This is a genomic window from Paenibacillus kobensis NBRC 15729 (assembly GCF_004000825.1).
In the GTDB taxonomy this organism is placed as follows: Bacteria; Bacillota; Bacilli; order Paenibacillales; family Paenibacillaceae; genus Paenibacillus_T; species Paenibacillus_T kobensis.
The window spans coordinates 19,285-43,758 of the sequence record NZ_BILZ01000010.1; the positions used below are offsets into that span (position 1 = coordinate 19,285).

General features: G+C 52.0%; 18 protein-coding genes. 12 read left to right on the plus strand and 6 right to left on the minus strand.

The features are described from left to right. Positions 1-51: 51 nt before the first annotated feature. On the minus strand, positions 52-957 hold the full coding sequence (locus tag PKO01S_RS08775; RefSeq protein WP_127530956.1) for an ABC transporter ATP-binding protein: 906 nt from the start codon (positions 955-957) through the stop codon (positions 52-54). Positions 958-1,127: 170 nt separating this feature from the next. On the opposite strand from PKO01S_RS08775, the gene PKO01S_RS08780 reads away from it, so the two are divergent. The 4 genes from PKO01S_RS08780 (at position 1,128) to PKO01S_RS08795 (ending at position 5,360) form a co-directional block, all read left to right on the plus strand. Further along, positions 1,128-1,841: a hypothetical protein gene (locus tag PKO01S_RS08780; protein WP_127530957.1), complete on the plus strand. Its 714-nt coding sequence runs from the start codon at positions 1,128-1,130 to the stop codon at positions 1,839-1,841. Positions 1,842-1,952: 111 nt separating this feature from the next. After that, positions 1,953-3,227, plus strand: a complete 1,275-nt coding sequence (locus PKO01S_RS08785) for a stalk domain-containing protein (protein WP_127530958.1) — start codon at positions 1,953-1,955, stop codon at positions 3,225-3,227. Positions 3,228-3,309: 82 nt separating this feature from the next. Further along, the gene (locus tag PKO01S_RS08790) at positions 3,310-4,323 is read left to right on the plus strand and encodes a FecCD family ABC transporter permease (protein ID WP_127530959.1); all 1,014 of its coding nucleotides are present in this window, start codon (positions 3,310-3,312) and stop codon (positions 4,321-4,323) included. Next, complete coding sequence (locus PKO01S_RS08795) at positions 4,320-5,360, plus strand: FecCD family ABC transporter permease (protein ID WP_127530960.1); 1,041 nt, start codon at positions 4,320-4,322, stop codon at positions 5,358-5,360. The genes PKO01S_RS08790 and PKO01S_RS08795 overlap by 4 nt, the downstream gene beginning before the upstream one ends. Before the next feature lie 91 nt (positions 5,361-5,451). On the opposite strand, the gene PKO01S_RS08800 is transcribed toward PKO01S_RS08795, so the two are convergent. Further along, entirely contained in the window at positions 5,452-5,772 is a 321-nt protein-coding gene (locus tag PKO01S_RS08800; protein WP_127530961.1) for a hypothetical protein, read from the minus strand. 293 nt (positions 5,773-6,065) lie between these two features. Between PKO01S_RS08800 and PKO01S_RS08805 the strand changes: the two genes are divergently transcribed. Genes PKO01S_RS08805 through PKO01S_RS08825 form a run of 5 tightly spaced genes read left to right on the plus strand, consistent with a single transcriptional unit; the run spans position 6,066 to position 12,105 of the window. Then, positions 6,066-7,541, plus strand: a complete 1,476-nt coding sequence (locus PKO01S_RS08805) for an aspartate aminotransferase family protein (protein ID WP_127530962.1) — start codon at positions 6,066-6,068, stop codon at positions 7,539-7,541. Positions 7,542-7,544: 3 nt separating this feature from the next. After that, a complete protein-coding gene (locus PKO01S_RS08810; protein ID WP_127530963.1) occupies positions 7,545-8,762 on the plus strand; it encodes a class II aldolase/adducin family protein in 1,218 nt (405 codons plus the stop codon). 14 nt (positions 8,763-8,776) lie between these two features. Further along, on the plus strand, positions 8,777-10,030 hold the full coding sequence (locus tag PKO01S_RS08815) for an MFS transporter (RefSeq protein ID WP_246070502.1): 1,254 nt from the start codon (positions 8,777-8,779) through the stop codon (positions 10,028-10,030). Between the two features lie 13 nt (positions 10,031-10,043). After that, positions 10,044-11,717, plus strand: a complete 1,674-nt coding sequence (locus tag PKO01S_RS08820) for a xylulokinase (protein ID WP_127530964.1) — start codon at positions 10,044-10,046, stop codon at positions 11,715-11,717. A gap of 43 nt (positions 11,718-11,760) precedes the next feature. After that, positions 11,761-12,105 (plus strand): DUF1801 domain-containing protein, encoded by a 345-nt coding sequence (locus tag PKO01S_RS08825; protein ID WP_127530965.1) that lies wholly within the window; start codon positions 11,761-11,763, stop codon positions 12,103-12,105. Positions 12,106-12,185: 80 nt separating this feature from the next. Here the strand turns inward: PKO01S_RS08825 and PKO01S_RS08830 are convergent, their stop codons facing one another. From PKO01S_RS08830 to PKO01S_RS08845, 4 genes are all read right to left on the minus strand, one after another. After that, entirely contained in the window at positions 12,186-15,977 is a 3,792-nt protein-coding gene (locus tag PKO01S_RS08830) for an S-layer homology domain-containing protein (protein WP_127530966.1), read from the minus strand. Positions 15,978-16,073: 96 nt separating this feature from the next. Continuing rightward, positions 16,074-18,614 (minus strand): hypothetical protein, encoded by a 2,541-nt coding sequence (locus tag PKO01S_RS08835; protein ID WP_127530967.1) that lies wholly within the window; start codon positions 18,612-18,614, stop codon positions 16,074-16,076. A gap of 51 nt (positions 18,615-18,665) precedes the next feature. Beyond that, a complete protein-coding gene (locus PKO01S_RS08840; RefSeq protein ID WP_127530968.1) occupies positions 18,666-19,862 on the minus strand; it encodes a DUF4825 domain-containing protein in 1,197 nt (398 codons plus the stop codon). Further along, positions 19,862-20,848: an FG-GAP repeat domain-containing protein gene (locus PKO01S_RS08845; protein WP_127530969.1), complete on the minus strand. Its 987-nt coding sequence runs from the start codon at positions 20,846-20,848 to the stop codon at positions 19,862-19,864. The genes PKO01S_RS08840 and PKO01S_RS08845 overlap by 1 nt, the downstream gene beginning before the upstream one ends. Before the next feature lie 220 nt (positions 20,849-21,068). Between PKO01S_RS08845 and PKO01S_RS08850 the strand changes: the two genes are divergently transcribed. The 3 genes from PKO01S_RS08850 (at position 21,069) to PKO01S_RS08860 (ending at position 24,354) form a co-directional block, all read left to right on the plus strand. Then, positions 21,069-21,992 carry a carbohydrate ABC transporter permease gene (locus PKO01S_RS08850; RefSeq protein WP_127531035.1) on the plus strand — a complete coding sequence of 308 codons (924 nt, stop codon included), beginning with the start codon at positions 21,069-21,071 and terminating at the stop codon, positions 21,990-21,992. Next, positions 21,989-22,819, plus strand: a complete 831-nt coding sequence (locus PKO01S_RS08855; protein ID WP_127530970.1) for a carbohydrate ABC transporter permease — start codon at positions 21,989-21,991, stop codon at positions 22,817-22,819. Before PKO01S_RS08850 ends, PKO01S_RS08855 begins: the two co-directional genes overlap by 4 nt. 95 nt (positions 22,820-22,914) lie before the next feature. Beyond that, positions 22,915-24,354 carry an ABC transporter substrate-binding protein gene (locus tag PKO01S_RS08860; protein ID WP_246070503.1) on the plus strand — a complete coding sequence of 480 codons (1,440 nt, stop codon included), beginning with the start codon at positions 22,915-22,917 and terminating at the stop codon, positions 24,352-24,354. Positions 24,355-24,474: the final 120 nt, after the last annotated feature.

Sequence of the window (24,474 nt, forward strand, 5' to 3'; positions counted from 1 at the left end):
AAAGAGACTGTCTCCACCCGCCAACGGCGAAGAGACAGTCTCTATTCGTATTCATAACTGCCCTGTTCCGGTAGCGGCAGCAAGCAATTCGGATTTTTCAATCTTTATCTCATTGATTGGCATGGTCGAGTTCGGCTGTGCGTGCACCTGCTTCTGCGCTTGCGGCTTTATTCTTCGGCCATTGCCATGAGGAATGCACATCGGCGTGCCGAACAGCGGATCCGCAACAATATCGGCTTTCATATGGAATACCTGTTCGATCATGCCGGGCGTCACGACGTGCTCTGGCGCGCCTTGCGCAAACACCTTATGGTCTTGAATCGCGACAATCTGATGCGCATAGCGGCATGCCAGATTAATGTCGTGCAGAACCATGACGATCGTACGATTCTCTCTCTCATTAAGCTCGAACAACAGGTCGAGCACTTCCACCTGGTGCGTCATATCGAGGTAGGTCGTCGGTTCGTCGAGCAAAATCATGTCCGTCCCTTGCGCCAGCACCATGGCGATCCATGCCCGTTGACGTTGGCCGCCAGACAATGAATCTACCGGCCGTTCGGCAAGCTCTTTCATTCCGGTCGTCTCCAGCGCAAGCCGAACGTGGCGCTCATCTTCCTTCGACCATTGCTGGAACCAGCTCTGGTAAGGATAACGGCCCTGCTTGACGAGCTGCAGCACGGTCAGCCCTTCCGGCGCGATCGGCCCTTGCGGCAGCAGCGCCATCCGCTTCGCCACTTCCTTCGTCGGCAGCGTTGCGATGCTGTGACCTTCGAGCAGCACGCTTCCGCTCTGCGGCTTCAGCAGCCGAGCCATCGTACGAAGCAAGGTCGACTTCCCGCAGCCGTTGCTTCCGATCAGCACGGTAATCTTCCCTTTATCAATAGACAGATCAAGATCTTGGAATATAAATTGGTTACCGTAGCTTATCGATAAACCGCGAGTTTCTAGGGCGCTCATTCCGCTCAGCTCCTTCAATTTCCTCGTTTGTATTGTAAAGGGATACCCTCTTTCTGTCAATGAATATGAAAATCATTATCAAATAACTCTTGAAACTGAGGCTCCCGTCCAATAAAATAACATAGACGAATGGAAAGAAATTCATTTTTTTGATCAAGGAGGACAACAGGTTGAAACGTTACGGAATCGTCGCAATCACCGCAGCGCTCTTGTTGACAGCAGGGTGCAGCAGCAAACCAGGCGCAGAGAGCCAATTGGTCGCACAGCACCAGAATGAACAGACAGAGTCCGAAGCAGCGGATACGGCTCAGCCCGCAGAGACCGGACAAGAAGAAACAGCCGTCACCGAGCCTTCGGAAGACGCAGCTGTAGAAACCGCCAAGGAAGAGGTGCCTGCAACCAAGGAAACCAAGCCGGCGGAGCAACCGAAGGAAGAAGCGAAGAAAGAAACGAAGAAGGTTGCGAAGACCGAGAAGAAAGTGCAAGAAGCGGTCAAGAAGAACGATGAGGTCACCAAGGCAGTAACCGATTCGATCATGGATAACAATAAGGACAAAACGGCTGAGAAGACCGAGCAGACCAAGCAATTGGAGAAGTCGATCGAGCAGATTCGGGCACAAGTCAAAGATTTGAAGCAGCATGCCGACAACAATGACTCCGCTCTTATGAAGGAGACATCCTCCCTTATCGTTCAAAGCTGGGATGCAATGAAAGCAGACGTGAAAGCCTCCGTCCCTTCCATGTACGATTTCCTCGATGAGAAAATAACCTCCCTGAGCGGGCTGAAGGATGCCGATCCAATCGATCAAGCTGCTGTACTGCAGGTTGATTACGAGCTATACCAATCATTCCGTCAATTAGCCGATAAGTTAGGTGTAAGCTAATAAATTGCAACTTTAGAATTTTATTCTTGACAATAGAAACAACCTCGTTCTATCATTCTCATTGATAACGATAATCATTACTAAAACTTGAGAGGTGGGTTTCCAGTCATTATGTTTAAATCTGTGTTCCGCAGCATGGCATTATGTCTTTCTTTACTCGTTGCAGTCGTATCCGTTCCGTTCACGGCAACTGCAGCATCCGCTCCAATCAGCGTCGTTCTCGACGGCCAGAAGCTCTCCTTCGACGTTCCGCCGCAAGTCATCGGCGGTGCAACGATGATTCCATACAGCGCGTTGACGAAGAAGCTTGGCGCTACGCTGAGCTCCGATCCGAAGTCGAAGAAGCTGAAAGTCAAACGCGGCAATACGACGGTCGAACTGACGGTCGGCAGCACGCAAGCGACGGTCAACGGCCAATCGGTGAAGCTCGACGCGAAAGCCGTTGAGAAGAACGGCCGCACGCTCGTTCCTCTCCGCTTCCTCGGCGAAGCGTTCGGCTTGTGGGTCAACTGGAACGGTTCGACGAAGACGGTATCGCTGGAAACGAAACGGACGATCGAACATGCAATGGGGAAAACGACGCTTACTTCCGTACCGAAACGTGTCGTTGTGTTGTTCAATGGCATGGTCGACGTCTCGCTGACGCTCGGCGTCAAACCGGTCGGTGCGGTTGAATCGTGGGTGCAACAGCCTTGGTACCATTATCTTCGCGCTGACATGGGCGGCGTTAAGAGCCTGGGCACCGAACTGCAGCCGAACTTGGAAGCGATCGTTGCACTGAAGCCGGATCTGATTATCGGTGCGAAGACGCGCCACGAGAAAATATACGATCAATTGTCCGCCATTGCGCCTACGATCTACGCAAGCGAACTGTTCAACTGGAAAGCGAACATGGACATGGCGGCAAAAGCGATGAACACGGAAGATAAAGCAACTGTATTCATGAACGACTGGAACAAACGGGTAGCCGACTTCAAATCCAAGCTCGGCGACAAAGCGAATATGGAAGTATCGATCGTTCGTTTCCAAGAAGACAGCTCCGCACGCTTCTACGTGACTGGCTTCGCAGGAACGATTCTGCAAGAGCTCGGCCTGAAGCGTCCAAAGGCGCAGCAAGTTGACGGCAAGGTCGTTGTGGACCTCGACTCGCAGGAACAAATCCCGCTTCTGGACGGCGATATCATCTTCGACATCACGTCGGGCATCGGCGGCGGCGGCGAAATCGAATCCCAACAAGAATGGCAGCAGAACCCGCTGTGGAAAAACTTGAAGGGCGTTAAGAACGGCAAGTATTACAAAGTAAACGACATCACCTGGAACATGTCCGGCGGTGCTACGGCAGCGAAAATGATGCTTGACGATCTGTACTTCTACTTCGATATGTAATAACCATTACTTGTAGAAGCGCACGAAAGAATGAGCTTAAGCGGCTCATTCTTTCGTGCGTATTGTGACGGGAGCGGCGATTATGGAAAGGTTGTTTTCCGGAGGCCTGTCTAAGGGCGCCGGCCTTGCAATCGGATTTCTATTATTAGTACTGTTCATGCTGGCCAGCATGTCTCTTGGCCGCACGACGATCAGTTGGAGCGACGTTTATCATTCGTTCATTGATTATGATCTTAGTTCGTCCAATCAAATTATCGTTCAGACATCGCGCGCGCCAAGAACGTTCATAGCGGCAGCGGTCGGCGCATGTCTTGCAGTAGCAGGCTCGCTCATCCAAGGCTTGACGAGAAATCCGCTCGCTGATCCGAACGTTCTCGGCATCAACTTCGGCGCTTCGTTCTTCGTCGTATTATCGGTGACGGTATTCTCGGTCAGCTCCTTGCCTGCTCTGACTGGCATTTCCTTCGCAGGGGCAGCACTCGCCGCTCTTGCCGTATACTTGATGGGATCGCTTGGACGCGACGGCCTCACTCCGCTGAAAATTATACTTGCCGGTGCCGCGCTCAGCGCTTTATTCTCCTCGTTCACGCAAGGTATCCTTGTCATGAATGCGCAGACGCTCAGCGAAGTCATGTTCTGGCTGACCGGATCGGTCGCAGGCAGATCGCTTGACATGCTGAAGTCCGTTCTTCCATTCATGGCAGCCGCGTGGATCGGTTCTCTGTGGATCGCAAGGCATATGAACGTGCTGACGATGGGCGAAGATACCGCGCAAGGACTTGGGCAGCGAACCATCCTCATTAAGCTGGCAACCGGATTTATAATTATGCTGCTCGCCGGCAGTTCCGTAGCTGTAGCCGGACCGATCGGCTTCATCGGCTTGATCATTCCGACGATTGCCCGTTTGTTCGCCGGCAACGATTACCGTTGGATCATCCCGTACGCCGCGCTGCTCGGCGCCATTCTCGTACTGGCAGCCGACATTGCAGCACGGCTCGTTATTCATCCGCAGGAGCTCCCTGTCGGTGTTATGACAGCAGCAATCGGCATTCCGGCCTTTATCGCGATCGCCAGAAAAGGGGTCGTCAAATCATGAAAAACTATACGTACATCCGGTCGGAGAAACTATCCTTCTCCTTCTTCATTCAGAAGAGTTCGCTGCGGCTAGCGATCATCCTTACTATCGCTAGCGCCGTCGCCATTCTGCTTAGCATTGCGATCGGCGATATGCGTATCTCCCCTGTCGATGTCATCAAGACGCTGGCCGGCAACGGCACCGAGGAGCATCATCTTGTCATTCATACGCTGCGGCTGCCAAGAATTATTGCCGCATTCGTCGTCGGCGCATCGCTGGCTGTAGCCGGCTCTATCTTGCAAGGCATTATTCGAAACCCGCTCGCTTCACCCGATATTATCGGCATAACGAGCGGCGCTTCCGTCGCTGCCGTCGCTTTTCTCAACTATCTCGCCGGTTCGGTCAGCATCCTCTGGATGCCCGTAGCCGCGATGATCGGCGCTGCGGTTACCTCCCTCGTCGTCTATTCGTTGGCATGGAAGAAAGGAGTAACGCCAATCCGGCTTGTCCTTGTCGGAATCGGTATCAACTTCCTGCTCGCTTCGCTGACGAAGGTCATGCTTGTTATGAATCAGGAAACGACGGCGGCTCAAGCCTACGTATGGCTGACAGGCACCGTATACGGCACGGATTGGACCATCATACAGACCGTCGTACCTTGGGTAGCCGTCTTCATCCCTATCGCATTCCTGCTCGCGAGGAATGTGAATGTGCTGCAGCTTGGCGACGATATCGCAGCCGGAGTCGGCAGCCGGACGCAGCGCCAGCGGTTCGTCCTGCTGATGATCAGCGTAGCGCTGGCCGGAGCTGCCGTCTCGATCGGGGGCGCGATCTCGTTCGTCGGTCTGATCGCTCCGCATATGACGCGCAAGCTTGTCGGACCGGCATTCGGCGGCGTGCTGCCGATTACCGCATTAATCGGCGGAATGATGGTCGTCGTCGCGGACACGATCGCCAGAACGGCGTTCTTGCCTTACGATATCCCGGTCGGCGTCTTTACGGCTGGCGTCGGTGCGCCGTTCTTCATCTATTTGCTCTACCGCAACCGCAACGCTTAGCTTCAGGCAGTCGCATGCCAGCCTGCCAGATTGCTAGAATAACAACAAGGCAGTCCCGCTATATCGGCTACGACCGAACGGGACTGCCTTTTTAATGGAGAGACCTCTGCCTTCTTCTTTTCCTTATATAAGCCAGCAGCCAGCATAAATACGAAATCAAACCTATCGGTGTAACCAGCAGTTCGAACGTTACATAGAAAAGCCATCCGTCAATAAGCAGCCAATCTCCGGTATTTCTCATAGGGTTATTGAAACAAAACGCTACGATTGCCAAGATTATGGCAACCGTTAACGCAATCGCCACTTTAACGTATTTGCGGGTATAAGCCGTTACCGCGGACGCGGCAAAGATGGCAGATAAAATAAAGATATAAAATAATCCTTCATACTCACGGATAAAAGCAGCTAACATATTGTCCCCCTCTAGCCGGCCTCAGCAAATTGTCGCATTCTTCGCTTCCATGATATCACTAATTGGATATTACTGGACATGCGAAATAAAATTATTACATGATCATTATAAAAGCATGATGCTAGACAAGCGAAATGATTGAAGAATCCGCCTATCACACTCATAATCAAGCAAAATGGAATAATTGTTTCATCTATACCATAAATTTAATATACTTATTTGTGAAGATGGAAAGTTTCTATACTATCTCCCCTATTCCTTCCAACCCTATCGAACTATGGAGGTATGTACATTTGAATCGTTCGTTCTCGATCTCGCAATACCCTGATGTGAAAGCGGTAACAAATCAACTGGACCATTTGATTAAGCTGCCGATTTATTCAATTAAGCGCGATAAGCTGAAGCAGTACGAGAGCGAATATTTCGAAGCGAAATGCACACAGTCGAAAGCGATGATCGAAGAAGCGATGCAAATTATTCCGGGCGGCGTTCAGCACAATTTGGCGTTCAACCATCCGTTCCCGCTTGTCTTCACGAAGGCCGAGGGCGCTTATCTCTACGATATCGACGGAAACCGCTATTACGACTTCTTGCAGGCCGGCGGGCCAACTGTTCTTGGCAGCAATCCGGCAGCGGTAAGAGAGAAAGTGATCGAGCTGCTGAACGACTGCGGGCCTTCTACCGGCTTATTCCATGAGTATGAATATAAACTAGGGCGCAAAATCGCAGAAAGCATCCCGAACGTCGATATGTTCCGTATGCTCGGTTCCGGTACGGAAGCTTGCATGGCGGCCATCCGCGTTGCGCGGCTCGCGACCAAGCATAAGAACGTGATTAAGATGGGCGGCGCCTACCACGGCTGGAGCGACCAGCTCGCCTACGGCATTCGTGTGCCCGGTTCCAAGTGGACGCAGGCGCATGGCGTGCCGCGGTACATTTTCAAGCATACGCAGGAATTTTTCCCGAACGATCTGAACGACCTGGAACGCAAGCTGCGGTTCAACCGTCTCCGCGGCGACACCGCAGCCGTCATGATCGAGCCGGTCGGCCCGGAAAGCGGCACCCGCCCTGTCGACATGGAGTTTAACAAAGGCGTCGAAGCGCTCTGCCGCAAGTACGGTGCGCTGCTTATATTCGATGAGGTCGTGACGGCGTTCCGGATCGGTATGTCCGGGGCACAAGGCTACTACGGCGTATCGCCGGACTTGACCGTGTTCGGCAAAGTCGTCGCCGGCGGCTATCCCGGTGCAGGCGGTCTCGGCGGGAAGCGCGAGTATATGAAATATCTTGGCGCCGGCATCGGCGAGAAGCATAAGAAAGCAATGGTCGGCGGCACCATGGCGGCGAACCCGCTCAGCTGCGTGGCTGGCTACTATACGTTGTGCGAGATTGAGCGAACCGGCGCAATCGAACAGTCCGGCCGAATGGCCGACCGGTTAACCGCAGGGCTGCAGTCGCTAATTCACAAGTACGAACTCCCGTTTGTCGCTTTCAACCAAGGCTCGATCTGCCATCTGGAGACGGTAGGCACGATGCATTTTGCGATCAACTGGTCGAAGCCATGGCAAATTCCGTCGATTCTGAAGGAAACGTCGCGGCGCAAGAAAGAAATGGAGCATATGGGCGCTGCCTATATGGCGGAGGGCATCGTCACGCTGGCTGGCAGCCGGATGTACACAAGCGGCGCCTATACGGAAGACATGATCGACGATGTGCTCGGCCGGTTCGACCGCATATTCAGCCATGTGGCGCTGTTGGAGGAGAAATAGAAGATGACGACGATCGAAGAAGCGAAGCAGCTCGTCATTCAAGCCGGCATCCGGCTCGTCGAGACGGGGCTGATTGCCCGTACTTGGGGCAATGTCAGCCACCGCATTGACGGCGGCCGATTCGTCATTACGCCAAGCGGAAGGGATTACCGTTCGTTAACGCCTGACGATATCGTCATCGTGCAGACCGCCGATTGCAGCTACAGCGGACCCGTTAAGCCTTCCTCCGAACGAGGCGTTCATGCGGCCGTGTATAAGCAGTTTCCAGACGTCAACTTTGTCATTCATACGCATCAGACATATGCTTCAGCAATAAGCAGCTGCGGGCTGAACGCGATCAACGTTGAGCGAGGCCCTCTCGCCGGCGAAATTTTATGCGCGGCGTATGCGTTGCCGAGCACGAAGAAGCTTAGCCGCAGCGTCGCCGCAGCGCTGGCGGCGACCCAAGCCCGAGCCGTCATTATGCAAAATCACGGCGCGATCTGTTACGGCGCCGACGCCGAGGAAGCATTCTTGACCGCACAGCAGCTTGAAAGCGCTTGCGATCATTATATTAAAGCTGCTTACCGCCAGCTTAGCGGCTCGGAACGCGCGGATGCGGCGTCCATTAGCCGGTATGCGCTGCGGCTTGACCGTGATGCGGTCTCCGATGAAGGGGCGCATTCGGCGGTATTGCACGACATCGAGAAGCGCTTGCCGAACAGCCGCCGTACAGAGGACGGCTATGCACTGCTTGACCCGGAATCGGGTAATGAAGTGATGCGAATTCGGTTCGACGAACCGGAAGCTTCTTTGCCGGAAGAGGCTCGAATCTACCGGCAGCTTTATTTGAACCATCGAAGCATTCAGCATACGACGTGGAATAGTTGTCCGGAAGCGGTCGCCATCTCACAGATAGGCGCGGCGCTGAAACCGATGCTCGATGATTACGCCCAAATCGTCGGCACGTCGGCGAAAGCCGTCGGCAATCAGCTAGGCGCCGTCAACCGGGCTCTTAAGCGGTCCTCTGCCGTGTTCGTTCGCGATCTTGGCGCCTTATGCTGCGGGAGCAGCGAAGACGACGCGAATGCTGTAAGCATGGTCGTCGACAAGAACTGCAAGGCGTACGTCGCAGCACGGCTGCTGACCGATGCGAAGCCGATTCATTACCTCGAAAGCTTGCTGATGAGATTCGTTTATTTAAAACAATATTCGAAGCAAGCTGCCAAATCGGCTCATTGAAGGGTGGAATCGACATGAACCGCAGCGGTATGCCATCGTGGTACAAATGGGTCGTTCTGCTCTCTATCGTGCCTATCGTCGTCTCGACCGAAATGATGTGGCTTTCCTTGGCGCCTGTCTCCACTCTGGCGGAACAGTATTACGGCGTCAGCAGCTTGTCTATTACACTCTGCTCCATGAGCTTTATGATCATGTTCGTCTTATTCTCCGTACCTGCTTCTTGGGTTATCGACCGGTTCGGGTATCGGGCCTCGCTTATAACAGGCGCGCTTATTACGGCGGTATTCGGGATGCTGCGTGCCGTCTTCGCGGACCAGTTCGAACTGATCCTCATCATGCAGTTCGCCGTCGCAATCGGACAGCCGTTCCTGCTTAACATTACGACGAAGGTTGCCGCGAATTGGTTCCCGGTCTCCGAGCGGTCGACCGCTGCGGGCATTCTGACGCTTGCCCAATATGTCGGGTTCGTCGTTCCAATGGCCATCGCGCCTGTAGTGGCGGAACGTTCGGGCATCCCGGATATGTTCATGCTGTTCGCCATCGTTGCCGCTGTTTCAGCCGTCATCGCGATCGTTCTTACGAGAGAAGCACCGGCTGGAGTCAAGCGCAGCGAACAGGCCGGAGAGCGGCTGCACGCCGGCTCGCTCAAGCAGCTTGTTGCGAACCGTGGCTACATGCTCATTCTTATCATCAGCTTTGTATCCATCGGCATCTTCAATACGATATTAACGCTGCTCGAATCGATCGTCACGCCCCGCGGACTTACGTCCGAACAAGCGGGCATTGTCGGAGCCGTATTTATCGTCGCCGGGATCATCGGGGCCGTCATCCTTCCGGTATTATCGGATAAATTCCGCGTTCGAGTTCCGTTCTTCATCGGTGCGATTGCTGTTCTTATCCCTGCCTATGCCGGGCTCACATTTGCCCGCGGTGAGCTGCTTCTTGCCGGAATCGCCGGAATCGCCGGGTTTATGATCATGGGAGCAGCGCCGATCTTGTTCCAGCACGGCTCTGAGGCGGCCTATCCGATACCGGAAGGCGCTTCACTCGGCTTTATTCTGCTGATGGGACAAATATCGGGCACGGCTTTCGTCTACTTATTTGAAACAACGGCAGATGCGTTCGATTCCATCGTCTGGCCGATGCTTGCTTTTGTCGTCATGACAGCGGCGCTGCTTCCTCTTGCCTTCCGGATGAAGGAATCCGCCGTGTTCGTCCGTCCGTCCTCCCCGGACCGGACAGCGGCAGCGGAATCCGAATTCAAATAAGGCGGTGTGGTCGGTGGGCCTCTACGTTCTTTCGTACGATGTCGGGACATCCGGCGTCAAAACATGCATTTACCATATTGCAGAGACGATTACGCTTGCAGCCAGCGCAACGGAAGGCTACGGGTTAACGATTCACGAGCAAGGCGGTGCCGAACAGAATCCGTCGGACTGGTGGCAGGCAATGTGCCGGACGACCCGGCAAGTGCTTCGCGACAGCCAGATTCCAGCTGATCTAATACGAGGAATCTCCTTTTGCGCACAAATGCAAGGACTCGTGCTCGTCGACCAGGACGGCAATCCGGTTCGTCACGCGATGAGCTATATGGATCACCGGGCGGTGCAAGAGCACCGGGACGGTATCCGGCACGGGCTTCGGATCGCCGGATTGAACGCGCGGAAGCTGATCCGTTCGCTTATCACGACGCGTGCGGTTGCGGCCAGCGTCAAAGATCCGGTCTGGAAATACAAATGGGTGCAACGCAATGAGCCGGAACGGTTCGAACGGGTGTACCGGTGGCTAGATGTGAAAGATTACCTGATCCATCGATGCACGGGCGAATTCGTCATGACGGAGGACAGCGCCTATGCGACGCTCCTCTACGATGCCAGACAAGGAAAGAAACGTTTCAGCGAAGCGCTGTGCCGAATGTTCGGTGTGGATTACAACCATATGCCGCGCGTCATTCCATCCACAGCTATGGCAGGTCGGTTAATAAGCCGTGCAGCGCAGGAGCTCGGACTGTCTGAGGGCGTTGCCGTATTCGGCGGAGGCGGAGACGCCTCACTCATCGGCGTTGGAGCAGGTGCTGTCGAGGAAGGCGATACGCATATTTATCTCGGCACATCGGGATGGGTATCAACATCCGTCCGCAAGCAGCATCTCGATACGCGGCATATGATTGCCTCTATCGTCGGGGCGAATCCCCGTTACTATCACTATTTCAGCGAGCTGGAGACGGCAGGCAAATGCCTCGAATGGGTCAAGGACCATCTCGCGCTGGACGAGATCGGCGTTTACTTAGATCAACGGCAAATCGCCGATGCCAGCGTCCCGCACGATTCGCAGGAAACCGTCTACCGGAGCTTATACGATTATATGATGCACGCGATTAAGAACGTACCGGCCGGAAGCAACGGCGTCATTTTTACCCCGTGGCTGCACGGTAACCGCAGTCCGTTCGAGGATGCGAATGCAAGAGGCATGTTTTTCAACATTAGTATCGACACCGGCAAAACCGAACTGATCCATGCCGTAATCGAAGGAATCTGCTATCATCTGCGCTGGATGCTGGAAGCTCAGGAGCGGAAAATCCGCATCTCCCGGATCATCCGGCTCGTAGGCGGAGGTGCCCTTGCCCCTTTAACATGCCAAATACTGGCCGACATTCTAGGGAGAGAGGTCGAAACGGTCGACGAACCTCACAACGCCGGCGCCATCGGAGCAGCCGTCGTCGCAGCGGTCGGCCTCGGCGTTATTGGATCGGTCGATGAGGCCAAGACGCTGATTCGCCCAAGTCGGCGATATGTCCCGAACGAGAGTAATAAGGCGGTATACGATACATGCTTCACGGTTTTCCAATCGTTGTATGCAAGCAATAAAAAGGCGTTCAGACAGTTAAACGGTATTGCAGATGATAAGCCTACCATTCATAATAATTACAAGAATAGGAAGGAATTATCCGTCTAATCGCCTTATTATTCACCTTCGATAACGAGAGGAGCTTGAATGTATGAACGAAGATGTAAAGCTGTTTCTAGAATCCGTACAGGTACCTTGGCAAGCCGAACTGTGCGTTAGCCTTCGCGATGCCGTCCAGCAAGCGATACCTGATATGCAGGAGCGGATCCAGTACAAGAAACCGCATTTTCTGAAAAACGGCAAGTATGCCGCCGTCATCTCGACGTCTAAGGATGCGGTCAGCTTCACGATCTTTAATGCGGCCGAGCTGACACTGCCTGGCAATCTGTTCGACGGCCCGCCGGAAAGAAAGACGATCAAGCTGCGCAGCGGCGAGTTACCGGTCGAGCTAGAGCAGTTGTCCACTTGGGTGAAGGAAGCAGCTTCCGGATTATAGCTCATGCCGCGTACAAAACAGTGAAAGCCTGACCATAGTTGGTCAGGCTTTCACTGTTTATGAAATTTATAGTCATGCCATCAGGCTATCACAATAATAATGGGGTTGCTGGCTTCCTTCTGTTTTTCGAACGCATATACCTTAATCATTCGCCCAGGTTCAAATGTTTGATACAGTTGAATTGAGAAAGAACCATCCTCGTTCACCATGTCTCCAGTGATCCATTCATCTTTCTCAGTAGCAACATAAATGAGTGCGCCTGGTTGGCTGTAAGTCCCTTCGATGGTCGTAGACTGTGCTGTAACAGCGCTTGTCAGTACAGGTGGCGCCGATTGAGGCGATTGCTGAATTGTAATGTAGACAGAATCGCTTGGAAGTTTACCGACCTCATCACTAATGATATAGATCCGTTCACCACCCCGTATTATCGCTTGGATCCAAATCTCCCAATGACCGTCGTTCATGTCGGCATATCCAGCACCAATCGGACTGCCGTCGTCGCGAAATACCTCAAGAAATGATTTTTTGCTGGCGAAGCCGCTAATGGTATTGTTATAGCCATAAATATTAGAAATATTGTTCACGGAAGGCTGGCTAGTCCTCTCGACCGGCGATATTGTCGTAATCTCTAATGGATCGCTCAATACTTTGCCTGCCGCATCTGCTTTTATCATAATCTTATCGCCGGGTTTCACAGCAGGATTGCCCGGCATACTTAAATAAAAAGTACCTTGTTCGTCCGCTCTGTTGCTGTAAATAAGAGTGCCGTCCTCATAGTAGAAATAGACATCGGCATGTGGGAGTGTTACTCCGCTAAACACATAGTCCCTATCCGCATATACCGAAGCACTCACGCTAGGAATTGGTGTCTTCTCGGTCGGAGCAACAGCTGTAAAAATGACCGGTTCACTTTCCTTCATCCCATAGAGCTTTGCTGTCACCTGATATTGCATACCAGTTGTAAGCTCTACGTTCCAAAACTCATTCATTCCTTCTGAATACGTGTATGCTGACGTAATAATATCACCTTGCATATCTTTCAGAAATAAATCCGCATAAGGCAGCGAGTACACCGTCACATAGGAATCGCTATATACGGCGCCCCGAATTTCCGGAGTCGGAGTCACAGGTCTGTTCTTCACTACTATAGGTAGCGGATCGCTTAGTAATTTCTCACGGCTTTTGGCCGTCAAGTATAACGTCTCACCAGCTATTGGTGCCGAGTTCAACGTTATATTATTATAGGTTCCATAATCATCATAAGCTGTACCTTGACCGATTACGGTACCATCCGCTCGTGTAATAACAATGCGTGAATCCTTCTCTGCGATTACCCTTATGGAATCATCATCTTCTAAAATATCCGCAGAGATGGACGGCTGTCCTGTAGTAACTGTCGGCGCACTTACCGTGATCAATACGGGAGTACTCCGTCCTTGGTCTTGTCCCTGTGCATGTACGAGTAATTGATCACCGACATTCAGCTTGGGACTGTTGAATAAACTCATCTCAAACGGTCCGCCACCACCAGTCCACCAGCCAATACTAGGGCCATTCAGTGTCCTAACGCTAATGTTGGTTTCGGAATTGTTCAATGCCTCAACGGTCCCATGAATATAAATAGATTCACCGTCGTATACAGCGCTTGTTACAGTAGGAGGATTCGTCCTTGTTCTCTCTAGAACATTGATTTCGATTCGCTCGCCGCTCCATCCGCCGTCTGAATACACCGTCAAATACAATTTATCGTTGGCATGGAGCACCAGATCCGGATTATAATCCATCAAGTTAAACCCGAAAAACATTCCGTACTTACCATTCGGCGTTCTCAGCTTGGTTCCGTCGGCTAATTCAACCTTAATCTGAAACGGTCCATTTAAACCGCTGACCATCCCTTCAATATATCCCGTATCAGCAAAAGTCGTTTCTTTTATATCAGGCTGTGGAGCACTCTCCTCGATCACGATGTCATCGGTGTTAAGGTCTTTACCTGTCTCAACGGTAAAAGTTCCACATGAACATACACGTATATTTTCCGCGTATACATTGAATGCATAGTTACCGGCGGCAACGTGGTTGAAAGTGAATTGCCCCTGTTGATCCGTTCTGTTCGAATACGTACCCGCTGTTCCGTTTATGCCTTCTAATTTGATAGCCACCATATAAACCGGGAAAGGATTTGGGAATTCATAACGCTTATACATCAAACGTCCCGTTACCGTGCTAGTCGATTTGGATACGGTAACCTTCGGCGCCGTCACCGTTGACGCACCTTTATAGGATAAGGAGTATACGACATCTTGACTGTTGTCTTCGTGGCCCTGTACCGCCGGAACCGTTAATCGAACGGTCGTTTTATTATCCAGAAGCTCAACCCTGCTACTCTCGATCCGCTGCTCATTCCCGTTATCAATCTTCTGGAACACAGCGAAGTCCGATGCAGGAGGAGCACTGCTCAAGCTCTTATCAAAAATAACATCAATCGTTCCGTTCACTGCGCTTATGCTTGTGATTGCAGCAGGCTCAGAATTTCCGCCTCCGCCGCCTACCGGGAACCCGCCCCCGAAGAAACCGCCCATAACTGGAGCCGATTGACCGGGCAGAACGGAATCTTTGGCCGCATCAGCCAACTTGACGTTGTCGATCTTCCCGTCCCCTACTATTGTTGTTGTGCTATTCAAGTCTAGGTTCTGAATCGTAACCGCTTTCTGAAGCGTAAACTTCTTAATCACAAGCTGCCCGCTAACCGTCATTCGAACAATCGTACCCGAGACGAACGTAAGATTGCCCACATTGCCATTCACCGTAAACTGATTTACGCTGCCTGCAATCGACAGTTCTCTCTCTCCTGCACCGGACCGCTGCGGAAGAACGGTTACATTAATAAAGCCGTCCCCGGCACTGCCTAATTCCTCGAGTATAGCACTTCCTACAATTTGAGTATCCTGAATGACAGTCGTGCCTTCCGAGACTATTCTTACTATGTTCGATGCTCGATCAACAATAACAATGCCAAGCATGGAATTGTTAAAATGAATGCTGTTCTTGCCGCCGCCCTCGATTCGAGTCACGCCGTCAACTTGCACGCCATCCAAGTAAACGTTTCCGTCTCCAACCTCGGAGCTAATCGTAAGATCTCCTTTGATATGCACGTTTTTAAGTGTTACATCGGACGATTGAATGACTACGGGGTTATAGACCGTGCTCACAACGCTATTGCCATACGTTCCTGCGGTCTTGTAATAAACCGGATTGAGCGTAAGCGCTTTCTTAATAACAACTACAGATTCGGCCCGCGTCATCGCCCGTTGGGGCTGAAAGGTCCCATCCTCGTTCAGGCTCATAATTCCATGCGCCAATGCCAATTGGATGGCATCCTTGCTCCATGCCGGAAGAGCGCTTGAATCTTTGACTGTAATGACGTTATTTGTATCATCATTCGGCAATTTAAGTATCCGGGTCAACATGACAGCTGTTTCTTGCCGGGTTATGGTCAGTTTAGGCCGAAAAGTATTATCGCTAAAACCGCTGATATAACCTTGCGCTATCGCTTTTTGTACTTCTGCAAATACCCATGTGCCCTCTTTCAAATCCTTGTATTGAATAGATTTTGCTTCCGTGAACTGAAACGCTCTATTAACAAGCGCTACAAACTCTCCTCTTGCAACAACCTGCTCAGGCCGGAAGGTGTGGTCCGGATATCCCGTCACGAGCCCCTTATCCAACCACTCCTGGATGTCCGCTTCTGCCCAGTGCCCCTTAATATCTGTCATTTGACCTGTACCAGCAGCACCATAAACCGTACCAATGGGAATAAGCATTAACGATAATACTATCAAAACTAAACGTGGAATGAATCGACTGTGCGACACTTGAATGTGACACCTCTCCTTAGATCGTTCTATTATCAATAATATAACTAAATTCCCATCATTCTACTATAGAAATCACTTATTATCTAGCTCTATCTACCTAGAAAGAAGATTAAGTATAAGATTTCTATAAATCAATTTTCCTTCGTTATACCCTGCGAGCAACAACGACGTATCGCTATTGTGCCTCGTCAAGCTTTCACTGAACCAACCGCTATCCAGACGATAACGGGTCGTCAGCTTCGTCTTGGTATCGATCGTGATCAACTCGTTCGTTGCGGTCTTCCTATCATCGGCAAGAACCACCGGGTTTCCTTCCATCGAAAACATCAGCTTGTCTTCATACAGCAGCAGGTTGCCTATATCGGAATACAGTTGACTGAATACCGGTTCGGCCTGCCCCTTTTGCAGATCAATACGCAATATGCGGTACCCTTGGACAAAAAACAGCATGCCATTCTTCTCATCCAACGCATAAGATCCTTCCCCATGCGGCGTCATATCGTAGATGCCGTCCGGATTCGAACGGGGAATCTCAATGGTCGACAGCCACCGGCCTTCGGCATCAAACCGGTACATCCGTGTATCGAACAGCATAAGCACTTGGCCGCGGAACGGAATGATTTTGCCGGATGCGCTGTCATTAACGCTATAACCGACGAACAAGCTCCGATAGGTTCTCTGCTTCGGGTTATACAGCACAAGCTGACTGTCTTCATACACCCAGCGGATACCGGTATTCGGATCCTTGTAATAAGCCTCTTCAGAATACGGGTCCTCCTCGGACGATTCCTTCGTTGAGGTTATCGTCGTCTTAGGCGCTGCCGTCTGCTCTAGGACATTAAAATCGGTATCCAGCAGCGTCCTGCCTTTCAAACTGTCAACTTGAAGGTGTCCATTCGACAGCAGACGAATCGCGTGCGGCATCGGAATTTCCAATTCGGCGGAGATATCAAAGCTCGTTCCGTCAATCTTCACGATCCGATCAGAGTAAGTATCGGCGAAATACCAATCGTTCCCCGATTTCAGATAGTCCTGCGCTCCGTAATAATCAACGCCTTCCCCGATCGTCGAAGCGGTGCCGAGCGGAAGCTTTCGCACTAGAGCCGGTTTGCCGTCTTCAAGCCGGTACAGCTCGTCCTCCTTCAGAATGTACCATATTCCATCGATCAAACGAGCCTGCATCTCTTCCCATGCATCGCCGCAGCCGGTAAAACATTCATCGATAGAGTCGCTGGATACCGCTTCCTCTACCTGTTCCGGAAGCCGGTTGCTTTCCCTTATTCTGCTCGTAATTTGCTGCGGCAGCCTTCGATCCGTCTGAGCGTCTTGAGCCTCTGCAACTGCCGTCTGACCGTCCAGCGTTAATGGATGCGTCAACTCTTGCAGCCATTGCCCTCTCATACCGGTACCGTTGTCTGCTGCGTTCATTAGATCGTAGAGGGACACGTATCGGGTGCCTTCCGATGTACGGTATGTGAACCTTTCACCCTCGGTCGACTCATAGTTGGCTCCTGCCGTCGAATAGCTTGTCCGGTGTACGGAAGGCAGATTGTCATATTCCCGGTCGAAACGAATCGTCTCGATCCGGTCATCGCGAATCCGATAAAAGTTGAACAGATCAACCATGACCCAATCCTCGCTCAGAAGCTCCGGCTCCGCCGGCAACCGGGATTGCATGCTATAATTCGGGAAAGACATCATACTTAGGCCATTGCTGCTGCTGAACAACCCTAACGGATAAGGATATCCATGCAGATCTTTCTTCAACGCAAAATCGTCCGGAAACAAACCATTATATCGCCAAATAATGCCCGGCTCATCCGCAATATAAAAGATAATCGTTCCACTGTGATCCTCGAACGTATAAAGCTTGCTCCCATCCTTGAATGGAAACACCGCTTCCCGGTCGAACTTGCCGGTCTTCGAAGCCGGTGCCGAGTGCGGCGCAGATACAGCACTCCCGCTCTCATCCGTACCCGAACCTGGTTCCGCGTCCAGCCAAAACCCGCTTTCCGCATTCACTGCATATGTTTCCGCATAACCGGGAAGGACTCCATATTCTTTTGTGCCGTAATTCTCAGTGGTCTCTAGCAAGAAGAAATTTAATTGATCGCTTACGGTTATACTTATGTACTTGGGATCGAACGGAATATCGTTCAACGTAACGGCATCAGCAGCATCTTCCCCGATCGTAGCAGTATGCCATACGCCATTCTCACCGGCATAATCGCCGATAAGAAGCGTGCTGCCGTTCCGCCAATAGTAAGCTTGTTCCCCGGACAACGTTATCAAAGGACGAATGCTCTCTCGAGCGCGATCGGCCCCGACTGCCGATTCATATATGATCGAGCCGTCCTGTACGTACACCGACTGCTTCGTCGTCTCGTCTTGATAAAGCAGCAGCGGTTCATTCGGATGAGACGGGAACGGCTTACCCTCCTCCGCCCGCCTTGCAGTCATGCGGTTAACAGCCTGCTCTAAGTCTCCCTCTGGTTGCTGCTGATCCAGCGAAATAGATTCCGTCTTTGCCGTCTCAACCGTTTCACCGCTCTCTTCTTTCTTGCAGCCCGCGATCAGCACGAGCAGCAACAACAACAAACAGACCGTCCCAGTAACTCTAACATAACGTCTCATCCTTAGGACTCCTCCACTAATCAGACTATCGCATTGTACTAGCCGGCTGCATTAGTGCATGGTCGATTCATTCGGCTTTAACTCCATTAACTCTCGCTTTGAGACATCGTAAATAAAAGTGCCGCTGTATTCCGTGTCCTCTGTACCCGTCCACTTCACACTCACGCTCAGCCTGTCGTCGTCCAGCCATTCAACCGCTTCCCAATAAGGATCAGGGCGTTGCTCGTTCACGGTAGTTGTTCCATCCCAGCGCTCGCGCAGCTCATCCAGGCCGGGAAGCATCACTTCCGAGAAATCGTTGGTATCGACGATAATGACCCCGCTCCAAGTGCGCGCCATATACGAGACCGCAACGTAGCGGCTATCAGGTGACCATAGAAACGACTGCGTATAGTAGCCCGGCGTCATGGACCATTTCGTTTCCTTATTTGCGGTATCCGTTAAACGGATGCCTTCTGCTGGATACAATCCGCCTGCAAATACATCCTTGTTGATGCCATAGGATTCAATCCGGTATCTTCCATCCGGAGATTCGGCCGCCGCATGCTCTACCTTCGGCTCGCCCGGTTGCGGCGCTTCGGTCGCTTCAGCCAAAGCCGCCGGCTCGCTGTGCCCCCCGGAGACTTCAACCGGTCTCACAATGACTGCCGAAGGCGACCAATTCACCAATAATTGACCGAGCTCTGCTCTATCTTTCCTAAGCTCGTTCAAATCAAAAGCATTCACGAAATCAGCCCGCCGATAGGTATATCGCCGGAATGAAGCCTGTTCCGACTTCGAGTTGCGGTAAGCGAACGTTATCTCGTCCACATTATCAATCATAATAAATAAAACGAGAGCATTGCGGCTGCTGTTGACCGTCAGTTGCGATTCCGGTCCGGCATCCGGGCGGTAGGACATCAACTCGGCCATTTCGGACGCCGGTTCATAGAAGACGGTCAAGCCATAAGGAGTCATCGCAGTCTGCAACGCAACGGATTGCCGGATGTAGAACGTATCCGGCAGCGGCAGTTGATCAACCAGACGAACGACCTTCGAATTGTCGCCAACGAAATCGGTGCGATCAGTTGCAAGCTGCTCCAAATGATAGCCGGCAAACTCCGGGGCTGGTTCGACTTGAAGTACAATCTTGCTGCCCTCTTCACGGAATTGAACCGCCAGCCAGATCCCGCACACAAGTAAACCGGCCAGAACAACGAGCATCCACACAGCGGGACTTCTCCTGCTGTGCCATCTGATTTTGACCATTATCCCCCACCTGCTTCCGAGCGGACGATTCGTCCAGCGTTATAGTTATAACTGGCCTCCAGCGGATGGTCCCATGCATCCTCTTCCAAGCTGGTTAACGCGCTGATCTGGAACCGATGAGTCACTTCGTCCATTCCCGCTACACTTTGCCCCACGAATGGCAGCTTCAAGGTGCTTTTCAATGACAAGCTCTGCTCCAATTCCGGACCATTCCACCTGTATATATCGATATCCGGGAACTGCATATGCAGACCTTGAAATTGGTTAACAAGCTCCATCGTACCGTCCCCGTCCAAATCGACGACACTCGGACTCCCCCAATTGTCGAAGCCGTACCACTGATCCTCATCTCTGTCGTAGACCAAATAAAGCATTCTTCCCGGCCCGTTGCCGAATAGCTCTGCCGCTCCATGAACGATGCGCCTAGAGTCCCCGTCCTTATTCTCGTATCCGAGCTTAACCAAAGACAACTCAAGCAACGGAGACTCCTCTGTCTCTAGACTCATGGAGAAACAATCATTGTAATAGTACGTCTTGTTCCGGTATTCCAACAGCGCTGCGCTTTCATAATCGAGGCCGCACAGTTGATCTGGATCCATCTCCTTATATACAGCCAGCGAAACCGGATTGCCGTCCAATGTGCCAAAAGAAAGCGTCCGCACAAATTTCCAGGTCTGCTTCGGCTCCATCTGCACAAGCTTATTCCATTCGACCGCTTGAAACGGAAGAGCAACCTCCTGCGGAAATTGGTAGTGCGCCGCTGCACTCTTCGGTTCTGCTTCTGACTCCGCCTCTGAAGAAGCCTCGGCAGACTCCAACTCCGGATTGTCGGAGATTGAACCGCTGTCCTTCTGCTGTTCCTGCACCGCTCCATTCGAAGTTGCACGACCGCTACGACCGCTGTCCGATTCACGGGCACCGCATGCAGTCAATACGGATATCACAATACAAAAAAGAACGATTGTTATCTTAGTGCTTCTTAGCACGGCCTATATTCCTCCCAGAGCTTACGCCTATGGTACTAAATTTTAGACGAACGGGAAGAAAGAATGTTACACGCCGGCTTCCTAAATTTACATTAAAGCTTAACTTGCCCATGATCATGCAATGACAAATCTAGTTAACAATGGAAGAAAGAGAGGAAGAAAGGACAGGATCGCATTGGAGGATATTCGGGAAGGCAGCGTCTCCGTACCAAACCGTTCTATGCCGCTTACGGCCGGCAGCAAGCCCGGACGAGTTCCCGCCGCATTCGTCAGAAGAATGAAGGAATCGTCGCTCGGTTATTTGTTTTTGCTGCCTTCGATTACGCTGTTCGGGTTGTTTTTATTTTATCCGCTCATCCAGTCCGTCTACTTAAGCTTGCATTTGACAGACCCTAGGGGACGGGTAGCCGCCTATGTTGGACTCGACAACTTCACGAGCCTGTTGTCCGCCAAGTCATTCTGGAACAGTCTGCAGGTTACCGTTCTGTTCACCTTGCTGACCGTTCCAACCGGAATTGTTCTCGGCATCGTAACCGCTGCTCTAACCCATGTGAAGCGTCCAGGAATGCGGCTGTTCCAATTCGTATTCTCGCTGCCGCTCGCACTGTCTGTTAGTACATCCGCTGTCATCTGGGCGATTCTCTTCCATCCGACGCTCGGCATTCTGAACTATTTGCTGAAACAGTTCGGGCTTCTGCCCGTGCAGTGGCTCACAGACCCGTCTGCTGCACTGCCGTCGATCGCGCTCATGACGGTCTGGATGCAGTCCGGCTTCAATTATATTATCGTGCTGAGCGGTCTGCAGAGCATATCAGGCGATTACTTGGACAGTGCTAAGATCGACGGAGCCGGTCCGATTCGCACCTTTGTCCGGATTGTGCTGCCGCTATTGTCGCCGACCCTCTTCTTCCTAAGCGTCATTTCCGTCATCGGATCGTTCCAAACGTTCGGACAAATTCATCTGATGACAAAAGGCGGCCCTGGCGGCTCGACCGAAGTGTTCGTTTACTCGATCTATAAAGAAGCGTTCATCAACTACCAATACGGCACCGGCAGCGCATATGCGCTTGTTTTGTTCATCATCATTCTTGCTCTTACCGCGGTTCAATTCCTATTCGTGGAGAAGAAGGTGCACTACCAATGAGAGGTTGGAATGCTGCATTTAAGCTTACGCTGCTCTACGGACTGCTGGCGGTCCTTGCGTTCTGCGTATTATTCCCGCTGCTGTATACGCTGTTGCAGTCTCTCATGACGCAACGGCAGTCGCTCCAATACCCGCCTGCTCTGCTGCCTGATCCGATCTCCTTGCAGAACGCCGTGAACGTGTTCTCGTTAATTCCGGTCGCGGACTTCATCCGCAACAGCTTCGTCATCGCCGGGGCGATTACGGCCGGACAAGTCGTCATCTCTTCTCTGGCTGCTTATGCGTTCGTCTATCTTTCTTTTCCGCTGCGCAAATTTTGGTTTGCTCTGTTTCTGGCCACGATGATGATTCCTTGGGAAGTAACCGTCATCCCGAATTACTTGACTATCAAATCATGGGATTGGCTGGACTCGTATCAGGGGCTGATCGTACCGTTTCTAGGCTCTGCTTTCGGCGTCTTCTTGCTTCGGCAATTTTTTATGCAGCTGCCAAGAGAGCTGTTCGAAGCGGCGAAGGCCGACGGCGCGGGACCGATCCGCCACTACATCACGATCGTGCTGCCTCTGTCTCGTCCCGCGATCGCTTCTCTGTCCGTGTACGTATTCCTCACTTCATGGAATATGTACCTGTGGCCGCTTCTGACGACGAACAGCAGCGGGATGCGGACCGTGCAGATCGGGATCGGCATGCTTCGATTCGAAGAGATGGTATCGTGGAACAACGTGCTCGCCGGCGTCATGATCGTCCTGCTTCCATCCTTGCTGCTGCTCGCGCTTGGGCTGAAGCAGCTCGTGAGCGGCATAACAGCAGGCGCCGTCAAAGGATAGCGCCAGCTCTGCCCGATGGCAGCGTCCGTTTCCTCTTCACGGATTCGGGCGTTCCCATAGATTGATTAAATATGAGGATAGAGAGGGAGAGAGACATGCCACAACGGTTCAAACGATTCGGACTAATGGGGATGATCGCCGTACTGCTATTCATTGCAGCAGCATGCGGCAACAGCAATGACAAAGACACGAAGGACTCGGATGCGACAACGGCTGCGGCACAAAACGAGAACAAATCAGGTACAAGCGAATCAACGACCGCCGAAGAACCGAAGGAACAGACACAAGAAGCAGCGGCAGAACCAGTAAAAGTCGTCTGGTGGCATTCCATGAGCGGCGAGCTTGGCAAAGCAGTAACGCAGCTCGTCCAGAACTACAACCAGTCGCAGAACAAGGTGAAGGTCGAGGAAGTCTACCAAGGAACGTATGATGAGAGCTTGAACAAAATGAAAGCTTCGATGGATTCCAAATCGGGCCCGTCGATGATCCAAGTATACGAGATCGGTTCCCGGTTCATGATCGACTCCAAAGCCGTTACGCCGATGCAAACATTTATCGATGAGGACAAGTACGATCTGTCTCAGCTGGAGCCGAACATAACGAATTACTATACGTTCGACAACAAGCTGTATTCGATGCCGTTCAATACTTCCAACCCGATTCTGTACTACAACAAGGACATGTTCAAGAAAGCGGGACTTGATCCTGAGAAAGCTCCAGCAACATTCGAGGAAGTGAAAGAAGCGGCAGCCAAGCTGACTGCATCCGGCCAAGGCGGCGCAGGCTTCGCCATCTACGGCTGGTTCATGGAGCAATGGTTCGCCGACCACGGCGCCGATTATATTAACAACGGCAACGGCCGCAGCCAGACGGCTACGGAATCGCTGCTCAATTCGCCGACTGGCGTCAATACGTTAACGTGGTGGAAAAGCATGATCGACGAGAAGCTCGCTGTCAACCTCGGCCGCGACACGGCCGATACGAAGAAAGCGTTCCTCGCCGGACAGATCGGCATGACGATCGACTCGACCGCAGGACTGCGCGGAATCGTCGATGCCTCGCAAGGCCAGTTCGAAGTCGGCACAGGCTTCCTGCCGAAAGCGGCCGATGCCTCGCAGGGCGGCGTCGTCGTCGGCGGAGCAAGCTTGTGGATCTTGAACAACAAGCCTGCCGAAGAACAGAAGGCAGCGTGGGACTTTATTAAATATTTGACGCAGCCGTCGGTGCAAGCGCAATGGCATGTGAATACGGGCTACTTCCCGATTACGACCAAAGCATATGACGAAGCAATCGTCGCGCAAAACTTAGCCAAATACCCGCAGTTCAAAACGGCCGTCGATCAACTGCACGCCTCCAAGCCGAGCACCGCTTCGACGGGCGCCGTCATGGGCGTTTTCCCGGAAGCGCGCCAAATCGTCGAGAGCGCCATCGAAGAGACGCTGACCGGCGTGAAACAGCCGCAGCAAGCACTCGACGACGGAGCGAAGGCAATTACGGATAAGCTTAAGGTGTATAATCAAACGGTTAGCAAATAAGCATTTTCCCGATAAGATTAACTATAGATAAAAAGGGACTTCTCTCTTTCGTGCCATGGCATTCGCATGCCCTGCCGAAGAAGGAAAGTCCCTTGCTTGTGAATGTCCGTCACTGAAGCC

Bases quoted from the DNA above. Each gene is read 5' to 3' on its own strand.
- PKO01S_RS08855 (WP_127530970.1), top strand. From the start codon at position 21,989: ATGAGAGGTTGGAATGCTGCATTTAAGCTTACGCTGCTCTACGGACTG.
- PKO01S_RS08840 (WP_127530968.1), bottom strand. From the start codon at position 19,862: ATGGTCAAAATCAGATGGCACAGCAGGAGAAGTCCCGCTGTGTGGATG.
- PKO01S_RS08785 (WP_127530958.1), top strand. From the start codon at position 1,953: ATGTTTAAATCTGTGTTCCGCAGCATGGCATTATGTCTTTCTTTACTC.
- PKO01S_RS08860 (WP_246070503.1), top strand. From the start codon at position 22,915: ATGCCACAACGGTTCAAACGATTCGGACTAATGGGGATGATCGCCGTA.
- PKO01S_RS08810 (WP_127530963.1), top strand. From the start codon at position 7,545: ATGACGACGATCGAAGAAGCGAAGCAGCTCGTCATTCAAGCCGGCATC.
- PKO01S_RS08850 (WP_127531035.1), top strand. From the start codon at position 21,069: ATGCCGCTTACGGCCGGCAGCAAGCCCGGACGAGTTCCCGCCGCATTC.
- PKO01S_RS08790 (WP_127530959.1), top strand. From the start codon at position 3,310: ATGGAAAGGTTGTTTTCCGGAGGCCTGTCTAAGGGCGCCGGCCTTGCA.
- PKO01S_RS08795 (WP_127530960.1), top strand. From the start codon at position 4,320: ATGAAAAACTATACGTACATCCGGTCGGAGAAACTATCCTTCTCCTTC.
- PKO01S_RS08825 (WP_127530965.1), top strand. From the start codon at position 11,761: ATGAACGAAGATGTAAAGCTGTTTCTAGAATCCGTACAGGTACCTTGG.
- PKO01S_RS08815 (WP_246070502.1), top strand. From the start codon at position 8,777: ATGAACCGCAGCGGTATGCCATCGTGGTACAAATGGGTCGTTCTGCTC.
- PKO01S_RS08800 (WP_127530961.1), bottom strand. From the start codon at position 5,772: ATGTTAGCTGCTTTTATCCGTGAGTATGAAGGATTATTTTATATCTTT.
- PKO01S_RS08775 (WP_127530956.1), bottom strand. From the start codon at position 957: ATGAGCGCCCTAGAAACTCGCGGTTTATCGATAAGCTACGGTAACCAA.
- PKO01S_RS08835 (WP_127530967.1), bottom strand. From the start codon at position 18,614: ATGAGACGTTATGTTAGAGTTACTGGGACGGTCTGTTTGTTGTTGTTG.